The sequence below is a fragment of the Ancylobacter mangrovi genome (assembly GCF_024752335.1).
GTDB lineage: Bacteria > Pseudomonadota > Alphaproteobacteria > Rhizobiales > Xanthobacteraceae > Ancylobacter > Ancylobacter mangrovi.
In genome coordinates, this window is sequence record NZ_JANTHY010000003.1 from 477,787 (window position 1) to 493,935 (window position 16,149).

Annotated in this window: 11 protein-coding genes; 8 read left to right on the plus strand and 3 right to left on the minus strand. The window is 71.8% G+C overall.

The features are described from left to right. Window positions 1-40 precede the first annotated feature (40 nt). Complete coding sequence (locus NVS83_RS11915) at window positions 41-2,620, plus strand: ligase-associated DNA damage response DEXH box helicase (RefSeq protein WP_258739493.1); 2,580 nt, start codon at window positions 41-43, stop codon at window positions 2,618-2,620. Continuing rightward, the gene (gene pdeM, locus NVS83_RS11920) at window positions 2,595-3,338 is read left to right on the plus strand and encodes a ligase-associated DNA damage response endonuclease PdeM (protein ID WP_258739494.1); all 744 of its coding nucleotides are present in this window, start codon (window positions 2,595-2,597) and stop codon (window positions 3,336-3,338) included. Before NVS83_RS11915 ends, pdeM begins: the two co-directional genes overlap by 26 nt. Window positions 3,339-3,656: 318 nt before the next feature. Here pdeM and NVS83_RS11925 read toward each other — a convergent pair whose 3' ends face one another. Next, entirely contained in the window at window positions 3,657-7,220 is a 3,564-nt protein-coding gene (locus NVS83_RS11925; protein WP_258739495.1) for a hypothetical protein, read from the minus strand. Window positions 7,221-7,622: 402 nt separating this feature from the next. Between NVS83_RS11925 and NVS83_RS11930 the strand changes: the two genes are divergently transcribed. The 3 genes from NVS83_RS11930 to NVS83_RS11940 all read left to right on the plus strand — a co-directional run bounded on the left by NVS83_RS11930 (window position 7,623) and on the right by NVS83_RS11940 (window position 9,555). Beyond that, a complete protein-coding gene (locus NVS83_RS11930) occupies window positions 7,623-8,054 on the plus strand; it encodes a MerR family transcriptional regulator (protein ID WP_258739496.1) in 432 nt (143 codons plus the stop codon). 168 nt (window positions 8,055-8,222) lie between these two features. Then, entirely contained in the window at window positions 8,223-8,837 is a 615-nt protein-coding gene (locus NVS83_RS11935; protein WP_258739497.1) for a 2-hydroxychromene-2-carboxylate isomerase, read from the plus strand. A 31-nt stretch (window positions 8,838-8,868) separates the two neighbouring features. Then, on the plus strand, window positions 8,869-9,555 hold the full coding sequence (locus tag NVS83_RS11940; RefSeq protein WP_258739498.1) for a hypothetical protein: 687 nt from the start codon (window positions 8,869-8,871) through the stop codon (window positions 9,553-9,555). A 46-nt stretch (window positions 9,556-9,601) separates the two neighbouring features. Here the strand turns inward: NVS83_RS11940 and NVS83_RS11945 are convergent, their stop codons facing one another. Then, on the minus strand, window positions 9,602-10,597 hold the full coding sequence (locus tag NVS83_RS11945) for an alpha/beta hydrolase (protein ID WP_258739499.1): 996 nt from the start codon (window positions 10,595-10,597) through the stop codon (window positions 9,602-9,604). 117 nt (window positions 10,598-10,714) lie between these two features. Between NVS83_RS11945 and NVS83_RS11950 the strand changes: the two genes are divergently transcribed. From NVS83_RS11950 to NVS83_RS11960, 3 genes are all read left to right on the plus strand, one after another. Further along, a complete protein-coding gene (locus tag NVS83_RS11950) occupies window positions 10,715-11,179 on the plus strand; it encodes a secondary thiamine-phosphate synthase enzyme YjbQ (RefSeq protein ID WP_258739500.1) in 465 nt (154 codons plus the stop codon). A gap of 97 nt (window positions 11,180-11,276) precedes the next feature. Next, window positions 11,277-11,945, plus strand: a complete 669-nt coding sequence (locus NVS83_RS11955; RefSeq protein ID WP_258732592.1) for a response regulator transcription factor — start codon at window positions 11,277-11,279, stop codon at window positions 11,943-11,945. 116 nt (window positions 11,946-12,061) lie between these two features. Beyond that, window positions 12,062-12,574 carry a hypothetical protein gene (locus NVS83_RS11960; protein WP_258739501.1) on the plus strand — a complete coding sequence of 171 codons (513 nt, stop codon included), beginning with the start codon at window positions 12,062-12,064 and terminating at the stop codon, window positions 12,572-12,574. Between the two features lie 24 nt (window positions 12,575-12,598). Here the strand turns inward: NVS83_RS11960 and NVS83_RS11965 are convergent, their stop codons facing one another. Beyond that, a complete protein-coding gene (locus tag NVS83_RS11965; protein WP_258739502.1) occupies window positions 12,599-16,126 on the minus strand; it encodes a PAS domain-containing hybrid sensor histidine kinase/response regulator in 3,528 nt (1,175 codons plus the stop codon). Window positions 16,127-16,149 lie beyond the last annotated feature (23 nt).

Sequence of the window (16,149 nt, forward strand, 5' to 3'; positions counted from 1 at the left end):
TCGCAATTCGGCGGCGAGGCATTAGCTTCTCGCCGTGCCGATGGATGACGCCCGCGACGACAGGCGAGAGGACGAGGTCCGGGAGGAGGATTCCCGGAGCGCGGGCGGCTGCGAGCCGGATGCGGGCCTCGCCGACCTGCCCGAGCCGTTCCGGCGCTGGTTCGCCGGCCGTGGCTGGGCGCCGCGCGCGCACCAGTTCGAATTGCTGGCCAAGGCGCGCGAGGGGCGCTCCTCGCTGCTGATCGCGCCGACCGGGGCAGGCAAGACGCTGGCCGGCTTTCTGCCCAGCCTCGTGGAGCTCGCCGAGCGGCCGCGCGCGCGCAACAGCGCCCGCCCGCCCGGCGTGCACACGCTCTATATCTCCCCGCTCAAGGCGCTGGCGGTCGACGTGGCGCGCAATCTGGAGCGGCCGGCGGCGGAGATGGGGCTGCCGATCCGCATCGAGACCCGCACCGGCGACACGCCGGCCTCGCGCCGCCAGCGCCAGCGCCGCGACCCGCCCGACATCTTGCTGACCACGCCCGAGCAGATCGCGCTGCTGATCGCCTCGGCCGACGCCGCGCACCTGTTCGGCGACCTCCGCCGCATCGTGCTCGACGAACTGCACGCGCTCGCCGGCTCCAAGCGCGGCGACCTCCTCTCGCTCGGCATCGCCCGGCTTCGGCGGATCGCGCCCGAGGCGCAGACGGTGGGGCTGTCGGCCACCGTCGCCGACCCCGACACGCTGCGGCGCTGGCTGGTGCCGCAGGTGATGGGCGGCGAGATGGGCGATGTGGTGGTCGCCGAGCCCGGCGCGACGCCGGACCTCTCCATGCTGGAGAGCGTCGCCCATGTGCCCTGGGCCGGGCACACGGCGCGCCATTCGTTGGCCGAGATCTACGCGCTGATCGAGCGCAACACGACCACGCTGGTGTTCGTGAACACGCGCATGCAGGCCGAGCTGCTATTCCAGGAGCTGTGGCGCATCAACGAGGCAAACCTGCCGATCGCCCTGCATCACGGCTCGCTCGATGTCTCGCAGCGGCGGCGGGTCGAGGCGGCGATGGGCGAGGGCCGGCTGCGGGCGGTGGTGTGCACCTCCTCGCTCGACCTCGGCATCGACTGGGGCGCGGTGGACCTCGTGGTCAATGTCGGCGCGCCCAAGGGGTCCTCGCGGCTGATGCAGCGCATCGGGCGGGCCAACCACCGGCTCGACGAGCCGAGCCGCGCGGTGCTGGTGCCGGCCAACCGGTTCGAGGTGCTGGAATGCCGGGCGGCGCTGGAGGCGGTGCGCGCGGGGGCGCAGGACGGCGCGGTGGAGCGTCGCGGCGCGCTCGACGTGCTGGCCCAGCACGTGCTCGGCATGGCCTGCGCGGAGGCGTTCGACGCGGAGCATCTCTATGAGGAGGTGCGCTCGGCCGAGCCCTATGCCGGCCTGACGCGCGAGGATTTCGAGGACGTGGTCGACTTCGTCGCCACCGGCGGCTACGCGCTGCGCGCCTATGAGCGCTATGCCCGCATCCGCCGGCGCAAGGACGGGCTGTGGCGGGTCGCCAACCCGATGGTGGCGCAGCAGTACCGGCTCAATGTCGGCACCATCGTCGAATCGACCATGCTCAAGGTGCGGCTCGCCGGCGCGAAGTCGCGCTTCGGCGGGCGGGTGCTGGGCGAGGTGGAGGAGTATTTCGTCGAGACCATGAGCCCGGGCGACACCTTCGTCTTCGCCGGCGAGGTGCTGGAATATCTCACCATCGTCGAGGACGAGGTGCGGGTCGCGCGCTCGAATGCCGCCGAGCCCAAGGTGCCCTCCTATGCCGGTGGCAAGTTCCCGCTCTCCACCTTCCTCGCGGCGCGGGTGCGCGCGCTGCTGGCCGCGCCCGAGGGATGGTCGAGCCTGCCCGCGCAGGTGCATGAATGGCTGGAGATCCAGCGCCGGCGTTCGCGCCTGCCGGCGCGCGAGGACCTGCTGGTCGAGACCTTCCCGCGCGGCGGGCGGCACTATCTCGTCGCCTACCCGTTCGAGGGGCGGCTCGCGCACCAGACGCTCGGCATGCTGCTGACACGCCGGCTGGACCGGCTGGGGCTGCACCCGCTCGGCTTCATGGCCAACGACTACGCGCTGGCGATCTACGGCGTGCGCGACCTCTCGCTCGCGGTCGCGCAGGGGCGGCTCGATCTCGACCGCCTGTTCGACGCCGACATGCTGGGCGACGACCTCGAGGACTGGCTCGCCGAATCGGCGCTGATGAAGCGCACCTTCCGGCAATGCGCGGTGATCGGCGGGCTGATCGAGCGGCGCTTCCCCGGCAAGGAGAAGAATTCCCGGCAGGTGACGATGTCGACCGATCTCGTCTATGACGTGCTGCGCCGGCACGAGCCGGACCACGTGCTGCTGCGCGCGGCGCGGGCGGACGCGGCGACCGGGCTTCTGGACATCCGCCGGCTCTCCGACATGCTGGTGCGCATTCGCGGGCGAATCGACCATGTGCCGCTCACCCGCGTCTCGCCGCTGGCGGTGCCGGTGATGCTGGAGATCGGCCGCGAGATGGTGGCCGGCGGGGCTTCCGAGGCGCTGCTGGCGGAGGCCGAGGACGAACTCATCAGGGAGGCGCTGGATGGCGCTGGAGATGGCGGAGGGTGACGCGGACGGCCGGGCCGGGGCGGGCGAGGGGATCGAGCTCGCCGGCGCGTGGCTGACGCTCGACCCCGCCGGCGGGCTCTACTGGCCGGCCGAGCGGCTGCTCGTGGTCGCCGACCTCCATCTCGAGAAGGGCTCCGCCTTCGCCCGGCGCGGCGTGCCGCTGCCGCCCTATGACAGCCGGGCGACGCTCGCCCTGCTGGCGCGCATCGTCGAGCGCACGAAGCCGCGCACCATCGTCACGCTGGGCGACAGCTTCCATGACGGGGGCGGGGCGGGGCGGCTCGGCGCGGGCGAGCGGCAGGCGCTGGCGGAAATCGCGCGCGGACGCGAGATGGTGTGGATCGCCGGCAATCACGATCCCGACCCGGCGCCCGAGCTCGGCGGCGTGCACTTGCCGGAGCTGGCGATCGGGCCGCTGCGCCTGCGCCACGAGCCGGCACAGGGGGGCGCCGCCGCGCACGAGGCGGCGTGGGGCGAGATCGCCGGCCATTTCCATCCTGTGGCGCGGCTGGTGGTGCGCGGGCGGGGTCTGAGGCGGCGCTGCTTCGCCACCGATGGGGCGCGGCTCGTCATGCCGGCGCTCGGCGCCTATGCCGGCGGGCTGAACATCCGCGACGCGGCGCTGGCGCGGCTGTTCGCCGGCGCCTATGCGGCGCATCTCGTCGGCGCCGCGCGCACCTACCGCATCGCCCATCACGCCTGCCTGCCGGATCGGTAGGCGCGGGTCGCCGTCGCGCGCCGCCGGTTCCACCCGGCGCGGGGGCTTCAAGTGCAGCGTTTCATGGGATGAGCGGCGGGACTTGGCCGAACCTGCTGCGCGGCGGCAGACCTGGTGGCTTCCCCGGCGGAGATTCTGCCGGGTGACATTGGCTACCGGGCCGGTGTTCCTGCGCGAGGCGTAGCGTTCAGCGCGAATGCGCGTCCGGAGCGGCGGGCGGAGGAGCCTCAGCGGACGCAGGAAGGTCGGAGCGACCCACAACTCGGCGCGCGGCGCAGAGGCTTGCCGCGACGCGGAAACTCAGCGCGAGGCGGAAATTCACCGCGAAGCGGTCTTGCGCGGCAGGCTGTCGGGGTGCTGCCAGTCCGGGGCGTCGCTGCCATTGGCCTTGGCGTCGACCACGCGCGGGGTCCAGCCGTCGAGCGAGGCGCGGGCGGCGGCGAGGGTGCGCGTATCCATCTTGGAGGCGACCTCGTCGCGCTTGGCCGCCGCCTCGCTGTCGCCGCCGGCGGCGGCGAGCGAGAACCAGCGCCAGGCCTCGCCGAGATTGACCGCGACCCCGAAGCCGCGGGCGTAGAGTACGGCGAGGTTGTACTGGCTGTCGCGCAGGCCGTATTCCGCCGCGCGGCGGAACCAGCGCACCGCGTCGCGATAATCGGGCTGGCCGTCTATGCCCGCCGCTAGCAGCACGCCGAGATTGTGCATGGCGCGCACATTGCCGGCGTCGGCGGCCTGTTCGTAGAGCTGGCGCGCCTTGGCGACGTCGCGCGGCACGCCCTCCGTGCCCTTCTCATAGATCGAGCCGAGCCGGTAGGCGGCCGGGACCGAGCCGTGATTGGCGGCGAGCTCGAACCATTCGACCGCGCGCACCGCGCTGGTCGCGACGCCGATGCCGTCTATGTAGCGCCGGCCGATCTCGAACGCCGCGTCGGGGTCGCCGCCGAGCGCCGCCGCGCGCAGGGCAGGGCTGCCGATGCTGCCGGGCAGGTCGCTCGGCTGGTTGAAGCTGGAGGGGCCGGGCGCCTGCGGCTTGACGCCGTCCGGCGCGTCGGCGTCCGGCGCGGTGTCGCCGGGGACGAGCGGCGCGGGCGCGGACGGCATGACGGGCGGCGGCAGGCCGAGGTCGCCGTGAGACGCCGGGCCGGTGGACGGCCTGCCGACCGAGCCGGTGATGTCCTCCAGCGACGGGCCGGCGCCGCGCGCGGTGGCGGGCAGCGAGGAGGGGCCGGAAGCGCGGAGCTGGCCCTCGCGCATCGTGCTGAGGAGGTGCCAGGAGCCATAGGCCAGCGCCGAGCCGCACAGGCCGATCAGCAGCATGGCGCGGATGCGGGCCAGCCACGGGGTCGGCCGGCGCGGCGCACGCTCGCCGATGCGGCTGTGCACCTGCGGGATGACCACGGTGGCGGGCTGGGCGGCGCGGCGGGCCTGGGCGATGAACTGGGTGCGCGCCGGCGCGGCCCCGGCGGGGACGCCCTGCGCCATGCCGTCCTGAAGGTTCTCCTGCGCGTCCTCGCTCGCGTCCTGCGGGTCGGCGTCGTCGTTGACGGCGGCGGGGACGTGGGGGCCGGCGGTGCGGGCGGGCGCGGGCCGCCCGTCGTCGCTGTAGATGTCGCCCAGCGCGTCGGGGATGCGGCCGGTGTCGTCGGTCTCGGCCAGAGGATCGGCGATGCGAGGCTCGGGCGCACGGGGCGCGGGCCGGCGGAAGGCGGCGGCGGCTTCCGGCGAGCGCGAGAGCTCCTCCAGCGCCGCGCGCATGAGCTGCGGCTCGAACGGCTTGGGGATCGAGGCAGGCTCGGGCGTGAACACCGGCTCGGAGGGCGCGGCATAGGTCGCGGGCGGGACGGCCGGCTGGGCGGCCTGAGGCGGCGCGGCCACCGGAGCGGCGGGAGCCTCGTTCTGAACGGAAGCCGGAGCCGGGGCGGGAGCGGATGCGGGTGCCGGCGCGGCGGACGAGGCCGGCCCGGAGGTCGGGGCGGCGGCGCGGGCGGCTTCGATGGCGGCGATCTCGCGCTTCAGCAGGCTGGCGCCGTTGCCGCCATTGCCGCCGCCCTGGGGACGGCCGCGATGGCCGGCATTGGCGAGCACGGTGGCGCGCGTCTCCTCCATCTGGATGAAGAGGTCGTTGACCGCGCGCTCGATGGTGGAGAGCTGGCCGGCGAGCCGGTCGCCAAGCCCCTTGGTCGGGGCGGCGGCGTCGAGCTTGTCGGTGATCTCGGCGATCTGCCGGCTCAGCGCGTCGAAGCGCGGACCATGGTCCGGCGCGGGCGCGGGGGGCTCGACGCGCTCGATCCGCTCGAGCCGGGCGGCGATGTCGCGCAGCCCCGTCTCCATCACCTGCGGGCCCTCGCGGCGGGCGGCGGCGAGGCCCTGCTGGATGGTCTCCAGCCGGCGCTGGATCTCGTCCATGGTTAGCGCCGAGGGCGGGGTGGCGATGCGCTCGGATAGCGCGTCGATGCGCTTCTCCAGCCCGCCGACGGCGGAGCGGATCAGCGCCTCGTCGGCGCCGGCCATCTGGCTCACCTTGGCAGCGAGGATCGCCACCTGCTCGGCGAGCAGGCGCACCGCATCGTTGGAGATGGCGCGGCCGAGCAGCTCGCGGATCTCCGAGGCCTGGGCCTGGAGCCGGGCGATGGCGGCGCCGTCGACGGTCTTGGCGCTGACGATGTCGATCTTGCGCGCCAGCGTGTCGATGCGCCCGGTCAGCACGCTGGGATGCTCGGGCAGCTTCAGGGCGCCGATCATGTCGCGCAGGGCGAGCAGGGTGGCGCGCAGCTCGTCGTCGCCGGCGCCGGTGCGCTCCACCCGTTCGGCGAGGCGGGCGACGGTGCGCTGGAGCTCGTCGACCGAGCGGCGCGGGGCAAGCGAGGAGAGGCCCTGGCGCATCTCCGCCAGCTCGCGCTGCAGCGCGTCGAGCGCCTCACCGGACGGTGCGGGCGCGGCGTGGGAGGCGATCGGCGGGGCAGAGACCGGCGGGGTGGTGGGGCGCTCGCGAGGGGAACTGCGCTCGGGGGCGGGTTCGGGACGCGCGAATTCGTGCCGCGCAAATTCGGGGGCGAAGCGCTCGAAGGCCGGGCGCTCCTCATGCGAGGGGCGACGCGGGGAGGAAGCGCGTTCCTCGAATGAGGCCGGCTCCTCGAAAGCGGAGCGCGAGGGGCGCTGCTGGGCCGGGCGCGGCTCGGCGGGGCGCTCGGGAGCCCGCTCAGGTGCCCGTTCCGGGACGCGCCAGTCGGGCCGGCGCTCGGCGCGGCCGCCTTCGAGCTCGCTCTGGCGGGCGGCGATCTCGGCTACGGCGGCCTCGATGTCCTGCGCGCTGGAGACCGAGGGCAGGCGGTGGTCGCGGCGGCTCACCGTCTCGGCGGCGCGCAGGATGTCGCCGAGGCGGCGGTCGTTCTCCTCTACGCGGCTTTCGACGCGGGCGGCGGGACGGGGGCGGGCTCGGTTCATCGCCTCGATGCGCTCGTTGATCTGGCGGAGGGCGGCGTCGATGCGCCCGTCGGCCGAATCGGGCGCCCGCGGCGCGGCGGGAGGCGCCGCAGGGGCCGGATGGGCGGGCACGACGTCGGCGCGGGCGGCATAGGCCGGCTCGGCATAAGCCGCTTCGGCGTAAGCGGGTTCGCGTTCGGCGGGCTCGGCGTGGGACGTTTCGGCATAGGTGCTTTCGGGGCGCACAGCGACGAGCTGCTCGATGCGGCCGGCAAGCTCCTGCACGCGGCGCTGCAGGTCGCTGATGTCGCCGCCCGCACCTTCCTGCGGGCCGGTGGTCGACAGAAGCTGGGCCTTCAGCCACTGGTCGAGCGGCAGGCCGGCGCGCTCGGCCGCCTCGCTCATCGCGCGCCACGCTTCGGGAGCGATCTGGCCGGACGTGGCCGCTTCTTGCCGCACCTTAATCTCCTCGCTCGGGCGCGGCGGCAGGGCGAGAATCGCCGGCCGTGCGCTGAGGCTGATGCGGTCGAATGTTTCGAAATCTTGGTAAATGCGGCGTTAATGCGTCGGACGCGGCGCCTCCGAAGCGGCGGCGAAGACGTACGCGACGGCCATGTCGACAGCCTCTGCGCGAGCAATTTTGGTTCGATTCTCGATATTGCCCTGCACCCGGAAGCGGGGCGGATGCTGCGATGCAGCGTGAGCTCTTTCAGAAAAGTTCTTTTATATCAAACGGTTGGTTCTCCGTTTAACAGTAAGTTGCCCTAACGTCGGGTGCGACTTTCTCCCCTAGCGGAAGCTGGTCTGTCACATTCTCAGCAATTCACCGGCCCACCCCGCCATCCACCCGGAGTTGTCGACATGGATTTCACTTCCTTCGAGACCGACCACGTCGCCGAATCGTCGGTCACGAATGCGTCCGAGCCGCATTTCTTCACCATCGGCGATCTCGCCCGCGAGTTCGGCGTGACGCTCCGCGCTCTGCGCTTCTACGAGGACAAGGGCCTGCTGGCCCCGCGCCGCGAGGGCCTTACCCGCCTCTACAGCGTCGCCGAGCGTGACCGGCTCGCGATCATCCTCAAGGGCAAGAAGCTCGGCTTCACCCTCGCCGAGATCAAGGCCATGGTGGCGCTGCGCGAGGGCGGCCCGGTACCGACCGGCGGCCTCGCCCTGACCCGCGAGAAATGCGTCGAGCAGCTCGCCCTGCTGGAGCAGCAGAAGGCCGAGATCGAAGAGGCCATCGACGAGCTGCACCAGATGGTCACCGCCTTCTCCGCCCGTTCGGCGGCCTGAGCGCGGCGCGGACCTTCTCCCCGTCCCTCTCTCCTTTCGATTGTCCGGCAGCGGCGCCCCTCGCGGGCGCCGTTGTCGTTTCGGCAGGTTGCCGCGCCCGTTTCCCGATCGCCCGTCTTGCTCTAGCCTGCGCCCGGCCGTTTCGTGTCGCAGGTTCCGGGAGCGAGTATGTCGCGCAGCATCGACTATTATTTCTCCACCGCGAGCCCGTGGGCCTTTCTGGGGCTCTCCACCTTCCTCGCAGTCGCGCGCCGGCACGAGGCGCGGGTGGAGTTCATCCCCGTCGGGCTGGGGGAGCTTTTTTCCGAAACCGGCGGCCTGCCGCTCGCCAAGCGCCATCCGGTGCGCCAGCGCTACCGGCTGCTGGAGCTGCAGCGCTGGCGCGCCGCGCGCGAAATGGACTTCACCATCTGGCCGGCCTTCTGGCCGTTCAGGTCCGGCTTCACCGACCGCCTCATCATCGCCGCGATGAAGGCCGGCCACGAGGTGGCGCCGCTGATCGGCCGGTTCGGCGCCGCGGTGTGGCAGCGCGAGGAGAATCTCGGCGATCCCGCCACGCTGTCGGCGATCCTCGCCGAGCTGGACCTGCCGGGCGAGCTGATGGCGGCCGCCGATTCGCCCGAGATCGTCGCGGCCTACGCGGCCAATGAGGAGCGCGCGGTGGCGGCCGACGTGTTCGGCTCGCCCGCCTATGTGCTCGATGGAGAGGTGTTCTGGGGCCAGGACCGGATCGATATGCTCGATGCGGCGTTGTCGAGCGGGCGTGCGCCGTACAGGCCCTGAGTGCGCCCGCGGCGAACGAGGAGTGAGGGCCATGACCGGCACGATCACGCTCACCACCACAGGCAGGACAGGAATCAGAGCAGAGGCCGCGCGGAAGGCGGGCTGCGTTCCGCGGATAGCGGCGCTGATGCTGGCCGCCGCCGGGCTTCTCGCCGCGCCGGGCTTCGTGCGCGGGGCTGCCGCGCAGCCGGCCGCGACGCAGGAGGTGCCGGCGGTGGCGCCGGCTGCGGCCGCCGGCGAGGCGGCGCGCTTTTCCATGCAGCCGGTCGAGGGCGGGCTGATGAAGCTCGATACTCGCACCGGCGCGATGTCGTTCTGCAGCCAGCGGGCCGGCGCCTGGGTGTGCCAGGCGGTGCCCGACGACCGGGCGGCGCTGGAGGCGGAGATCGGCCGGCTCCAGGCGCGCATCGCGGCGCTAGAGAGGGGGCGCGGCACCACGCCGGGCGTGCCCGACATCATGGCGCCGCCGCAGCAGGGCGGGGCGGGCTCCTCCACCCGGCCCGATGCGCCGCCTAAGGCCGCGCCCGCGCCGGAGGATGACACCAAGCTGACCGAGGACGCGCAGCGCCAGCTCGACAAGGCCATGGACATGGCCGAGCACGTGTTCCGCCGCTTCCTCGAAATGGTCGACCGCTTCCGCCGCGAGCACGGCGAGGGGGCGACCACGCCCCAGAGCGCGCCGCAAGGTGTGCCGCCGGGCAAGAGCGAGGCGCTTTAGGCGCGCCCGGGCGATCCGTCCGTCCCGCGTTTCGGGGCGCCCGGCCTCAGCAGGCCTCGACGAAGGCGTAGCTGCGTGCCAGCGCCTGGTCGGTGAGGGTGCCCGGGAAGGCGATGAAGACGTGGCAGCCGCCGGGATAGACGCCGAGCTGGGCCGCGTTGCCCGCCGCCAGCCAGCGCGGCGCCATGAACAGCGTGTCGTCCAGCAGCGCGTCGCGTGTGCCGATGGTGAACAGCGCCGGCGGCATGTCGGTCAGATCCGCATGGAGCGGCGAGATGTCGGGAATGGCGAGGTCGCCGCCCTGGCGCAGATAATGGCCGACGAAGACGTTGATGTCGCGCGTGTTCAGCACCAGCGGCTCCTCGCCCCACTGGCGCGCGCTTGGCGTGAGGCCGAGATCGTAGCAGCCGGCGGTGAGGTTGGCGCCGCGGAACGGGGTCAGCCCGTGCCGGTCGCGCAGGCGCAGCAGCGTGGCGACGGCAAGGTTCGCCCCCGCCGATTCGCCGCCGATGACGAAGCGGTCGGTGCCGAAGCGCGCCGGCCCCTCGCGCAGCAGCCACAGCGCGGCCGCCTCGCAATCGTCCGGCGCAGCGGGATAGGGCACCTCGGGGGCGAGCCGGTAGTCGACCGAGACCACGGCGAAACCGGTGCGCTCGACGAAGCGGTGGTTCAGCCCGTCATTCTCGCGCGCCGAGCCGAGGCACCAGCCCCCGCCATGGATGTGCAGATAGACGCCCTTGGCGGGCGCGGGCGGGGTGAGCACACGCAGCGGAACGGGGCCGTGCGGGCCCTCGATCTCGATCACCTGCGCGAACGGGCTCTCGGGGGCGAGCGGAAAGGGGCCCTTTCCGTCCAGCCTGAGCTTGCGCAGCATCGCCATCGGGAACACCCAGCGGTCGGGCACGGCGCCGAGCGCCTTGACGATGCTGGCATTGATGGCGCGGGTGTCTGCCGCGATCGCCGCCGGGTCGAACAGGGCGGGATCGATCACGAGCTCGGCGGCGGAAGGGCGCGGCGCGATGTCGGGCAGCGGGGAAGACATAGGTTGAGGACGCTCCACAATAGCGTTGGGCGGGTCTGTCATCAGGGCTTGATCCGCCCTATCCAACCCCAGCGGGCCGCATTCGTCCAGCGCGGCCCTGGAGGAAAGGACGCGGCAATGGCGGCAATACGGCAGGGCGAGGTGCGCGAAAGCACCGTGACGCGGCGTTTCACGACGGTTCTCGGCGTCGAGACGCGCGGGCGCGACTTCACCGACATCACCGAGGCGGTCGCCGGCTTCCTCGCCGCGATCGGGGCGGGCGAGGGCGAGGTGAGCGTGTTCTGCCGCCACACCTCCGCGTCGCTGACGATCCAGGAGAACGCCGACCCGGACGTGCGGGTGGACCTCGCCACCGCGCTCGACCGGCTGGCGCCGGAGGATGCGGGCTGGGTCCATTCGCTCGAGGGGCCGGACGACATGCCCTCCCATGTGAAGGCGATGCTCACCGGCATCCATCTCGCGGTACCGGTGATCGCGGGACGGATGGCGCTCGGCACGTGGCAGGGGCTCTATCTGGTGGAACACCGTATTCACGCGCATCGGCGTGAATTGGTGGTGGCGTTTGTCGGCGATGCCAACTAAATCTCGGCGATTGGGGCCGACTTGCGGTGCCGGTACGACCGAACCATGATCGCGGCGCGGGGGCGCGCCGGCCCGCGAGCGAGAGGACCGCTGGGACGTGGATACGACGACGAGCTTCCGGCTGGTGATCGCCGACGATCATCCGCTGTTTCGTGGTGCCCTGCGCGAGGCGGTGCTGCGCCGGTTTCCCTCGGCGGAGCTGTTCGAGGCGGGCGGGCTCGAGGATTTGCAGGCCCTGCTCGAGCGCGAGAGCGACGTCGACCTGGTGCTGCTCGACCTCACCATGCCCGGGGTGCGGGGCTTCTCCGGGCTGATGTATCTGCGCGCGCAATATCCCGGCGTGCCGGTGGTGGTGGTCTCGGCCAATGAGGAGGCGGGCGTCATCCGCCACTGCATGGAGTTCGGTGCCTCCGGCTTCATCCCCAAGACGTCGTCGGTCGAGACGATGGGCGAGGCGATCCGCACGGTTCTGGACGGCCAGACCTGGACCCCGCCGGACGTCGACCTCTCGGCCGGCGGCGACACCGACACCAGGGCGCTGGTGGCGCGCCTCGCCACGCTGACGCCGCAGCAGGTGCGGGTGCTGATGATGCTGTCCGAGGGGCTGCTGAACAAGCAGATCGCCTATGAACTCGGCGTCTCCGAGGCGACGGTGAAGGCGCATGTCTCCGCCATCCTGCAGAAGCTCGGGGTGGAGAGCCGCACCCAGGCGGTGATCGCGGCCTCGAAGATCGAGGGCGGCACCTGGAGCCAGGCGGCGGGGTAGGCGGAAGCGCCGCCGGATCGGCGGTCCGCTGGCGGTCCATGGCCATTCACAACTTATAATTGCATTTTGCTCGTGTCCGTGCTCAGCATTGCGCGGTTCGGCACGAGAGGCGCCCCGTGGAGACGGATTTCAACCAGACCCGCATCCCGGAAGATCTGTGGGCCTTCAGGACCGAGCGGCGCGACGATCTGCTCGCGAAGCTCCGGTCGGATCGCCGGTGGTTCGTGGTCCGCCGCAGCCTGCTGCAGGCCGCATGGTTCGGGCTCTCCATACTGAGCCTGCTTCTCGGCGTGCTGACCTCGGTGCTGATCGCGATCGGCTGGCCGTCCACGGAGAATGCCTGGGACCAGGCCATCCTCATCCTGCTTCCGGCGATTTCGGGCCTGTGCGGCGCGTTCATCGGCAATTACCGGCTGCGCGAGACCTGGGAACTGCGCGAGTTCGGACGGATCGAGACCGATCGGCTGATCGTCGAGGCGAAGTTCATCGATCGCCGCAACCCCGATTTCGACAGCCGGATCAACGAACTGCACATGAGGCGCGTCCAGCTCGCCCGCCGCCAGGCATCGCAGTTCTTCGCCTTCTTCGCGCGCGTGGCCGCGAACGGGGAGCCGGCGGAGAGCAGCTGAGCGCGACCCGTCCGGCCGGGGCGCCTATTCCGCCGCCGCCCGGGTGGCGCGCCATTGCGCCAGAAGGGCGCGCAGTGCGGCGGGACGCACGGGCTTGTTCAGGACCTCCATCTCGGTGGCGCGGGCGGTGTCGCGCACGCGCTTCGAGCGGTCGGCGGTGATCAGCACCGCCGGCAGGTGCTGGTCCAGCTTCCAGCGCAGCTGCTTGACCGCCTCGATGCCGTCGCCCTCGTCGAGATGGTAGTCGACCAGCAGCACGTCGGGGGCGATGCGCGATTCACGCAGCGCCGCCAGCGCGCGCTGCACGTCGTGCGCCTTCACCACCCGGCAGCCCCAGCCCGAGAGCAGCGTCTCCATGCCATCGAGGATGGCGGGGTCGTTGTCGATGCACAGCACGGCGAGCTCGTTCAGCGCCGCCGCCGGCAGGGCGGGGGGCGGGGTGCGCGGCGCCTGCGCCGGGATCGGCGGGGCGGAGGGCACCTCGACGCCGAAGGCGCTGCCGCGCCCGGCGGTCGAGACGAGGCTGATCGGGTGCTCCAGCACGCGCGAGATGCGCTCGACGATGGACAGGCCGAGCCCGAGCCCGCGCGCCGCTTTGGCGCCCTGGTCGAGGCGCTGGAACTCCTTGAAGATGAGCTTCTGCTTGGCCTGGGGGATGCCGAGCCCGGTGTCGAGCACCTGGATGCGCAGCTTTCCGCGCCGGTGGCGCACGCCCACCAGAACCCGCCCGCTCGGCGTGTACTTGATGGCGTTGGAGACGAGGTTCTGCAGCAGGCGGCGCAGCAGGCGCCGGTCCGAGCGCACCGCGGCGCAGCTCGCCACGAAGGTCAGGGTGAGACCCTTGTCCTTGGCCAGTGGGGCGAATTCGAGTTCGAGCTGGCTGAAGATGTCGTCGATGCGGAACACGCCGATGTCGGGCTTCAGCGCGCCGGCGTCGAGGCGGGAAATGTCGAGCAGGGCGCCGAGTATGTCCTCCACCGCCTCCAGCGAGGCGTCAACATTGTGGGCGAGCCGGCCCTGCTCGACGCCCTCGGTGCGCTCGACCAGGCTGGTGGCGTAGAGCCGGGCGGCGTTGAGCGGCTGCAGGATGTCGTGCGAGGCGGCGGCGAGGAAGCGGGTCTTGGAGATGTTGGCCTCGTCCGCCTCGGCCTTGGCCTGGGCGAGCTGGGCGTTGAGCTTCTCCAGCGCCTTGGTGCGCTCGCGCACGCGCCGCTCCAGCGTCTCGTTGGCGCGCTCCAGCGCCTCGGCGGCCTCCACCGAGGGAGTGATGTCGGTGAAGGTCACCACCACGCCGCCGTCGGGCATGGTGTTGACGCGCACCTCCATCACCACGCCGCGCGGGGTGAGGCGCTCCTGGAAGGTGGCGTTGCGCCGGCCGTAGCGCTCGAGCCGCACGCGCACCAGCTCCTCGACCGGGCCGGGGCCGAGCATGCCGCCGGTGGCGTTGAAGCGGATGATCTGGTCGATGCCCACCCCGATCCGCACGATCTCGGGCGGTAGTTCCAGCATCTCGCCGAACTGCCGGTTCCAGCAGATGAGGCGCAGGTCGCGGTCGAACACGGCGATGCCCTGGCGCACATGGTCGAGCGCGGTCTGCAGGATCTCGCGGTTGTACTGGATCGCCGCCGAGGCATCGTCGAGCAGCTTCAGCGCCGCCTTGGTGGAGACGGTGCGCTTCCTCAGCATCAGCGACAGCACGAGGCGCGAGGAGGCGGCGCCGATGGCCGAGGCGAGCAGGTGCTCGGCATAGCGGATGAGCTGGAAGTCGGCCTCGCGGCCGGGATCGAGGGTGACGCCGCGCATCGCCGACACGCTCTCGAAGGAGGCGCGGGTGCGCTCCTCGCCGAGATAGCGCGAGACCGTGCCGAGCAGCTCGCCGACCGTGACCGGCGAGCGCCACAGCCGGAAGCTCGGCGCGGTCGGGGCGCGGTCGGATTCGACGAACACGCTCGCCTGCAGCCGCTCGATCGGCGCCGGCGGGCGCATCAGCGACACGCCGAGGAAGCACAGCACGTTGATGGTGAGGCTCCACATCACGCCGTGATTGAGCGGGCTGGCATGGACGCCGAGCAGCGCCTGCGGACGCAGCATCTCAATGCCGAACGGGCCGTGCAGCAGCAGGTCCGGCCCGAACAGGCCGGCGTCGATCAGGCTCGGCAGCAGCAGCGTATAGGCCCAGAACACGATGCCGCCGGCGATGCCGGCGATGGCGCCTGCCGCGGTGCCGCGCCGCCACATCAGCCCGAGCAGCAGGGCCGGGCCGAACTGGGCCACGGCGGCGAAGGAGAGCAGGCCGATCTGCGCGAGCTGGGCCTCGCCGGCGAAGCGGTAGTAGAGATAGGCCAGCAACAGGATGGCGAAGATGGCGACCCGGCGCACCATCAGCAGCCGCTCGCCCATGTCGCTGTGCAGGGCGCGCGGGGCATCGTCCTCCGCGCCGCCGCGCCGGCCGCGCACCATCAGCGGCATGAAGATGTCGTTCGACACCATCACCGCCAGCGCCACGGTCTCGACGATCACCATCGCGGTCGCCGCCGACAGCCCGCCGACGAAGGCGATCAGCGCCATCCAGCGCGCGCCCACCGACAGCGGCAGGGTGAGCACGTACATGTCGCCGTCGATGAAGCCGGGCGGGAAGGCGACGAGGCCGGCGATGGCGATCGGGATGACGAAAATGTTGATCAGCACCAGGTAGAGCGGGAACAGCCAGGAGGCGGTGCGGATCTCGCGCTCGGAGGTGTTCTCCACCACGGCGACGTGGAACTGGCGCGGCAGCAGGAAGATGGCGAGCGCGGAGAGCAGCGTCATCACCGCCCAGTTGCTGACCGAGAAGTCGCGCGTGAGCACCGGCAGCACGCCCTTCTCGGCGGCGCGCGCGAACAGGTCCGCCGGGCCGGCGAACATGACGAAGGTGACGAACAGCCCGACCGCGAGGAAGCCGACCAGCTTGACGATGGACTCGGTCGCCACCGCCAGCATCAGCCCTTCCTGATGCTCGGTGGCGTCGATGTGGCGGGTGCCGAACAGCACCGCGAACACCGCCATCGCCACCGCGATCATCAGCGCGAGGTCGCCGACCACGGGATAGTGCATCCCGAGCCCCTCGAAATCGCCGAGCATGGCGATGAGCGAGGCGGACACCGCCTTGAGCTGGAGCGCGATGTAGGGCAGCGAGCCGAGGATCGCCACCACCGCCACCAGCGCCGCCACGCCCTGGCTCTTGCCGTAGCGGGCGGCGACGAAGTCGGCGATGGAGGTGATGTTCTGCGCCTTGGCGAGGCGCACGATGCGCAGCAGCAGCGGCGCGCCGAGCGCGAAGAACAGCACCGGCCCGACATAGATGGTGAGGAAGTTGAGCCCTTGGGTGGTGGCGAGGCCGACCGAGCCGAAGAAGGTCCAGGAAGTGCAGTAGACCGCCAGCGAGAGCGAATAGATGTAGGGCCGCCCCTCGCGGCGCGGGCGCGCGGGACGGCGGTCGCCGAAGCTGGCTACCGCGAACAGGAAACCGACATAGACCAGGGCGACGGCGATGATGACCCAGGCCTGAAGCATGAAGGGCTCCGTTGGGCGCCGCG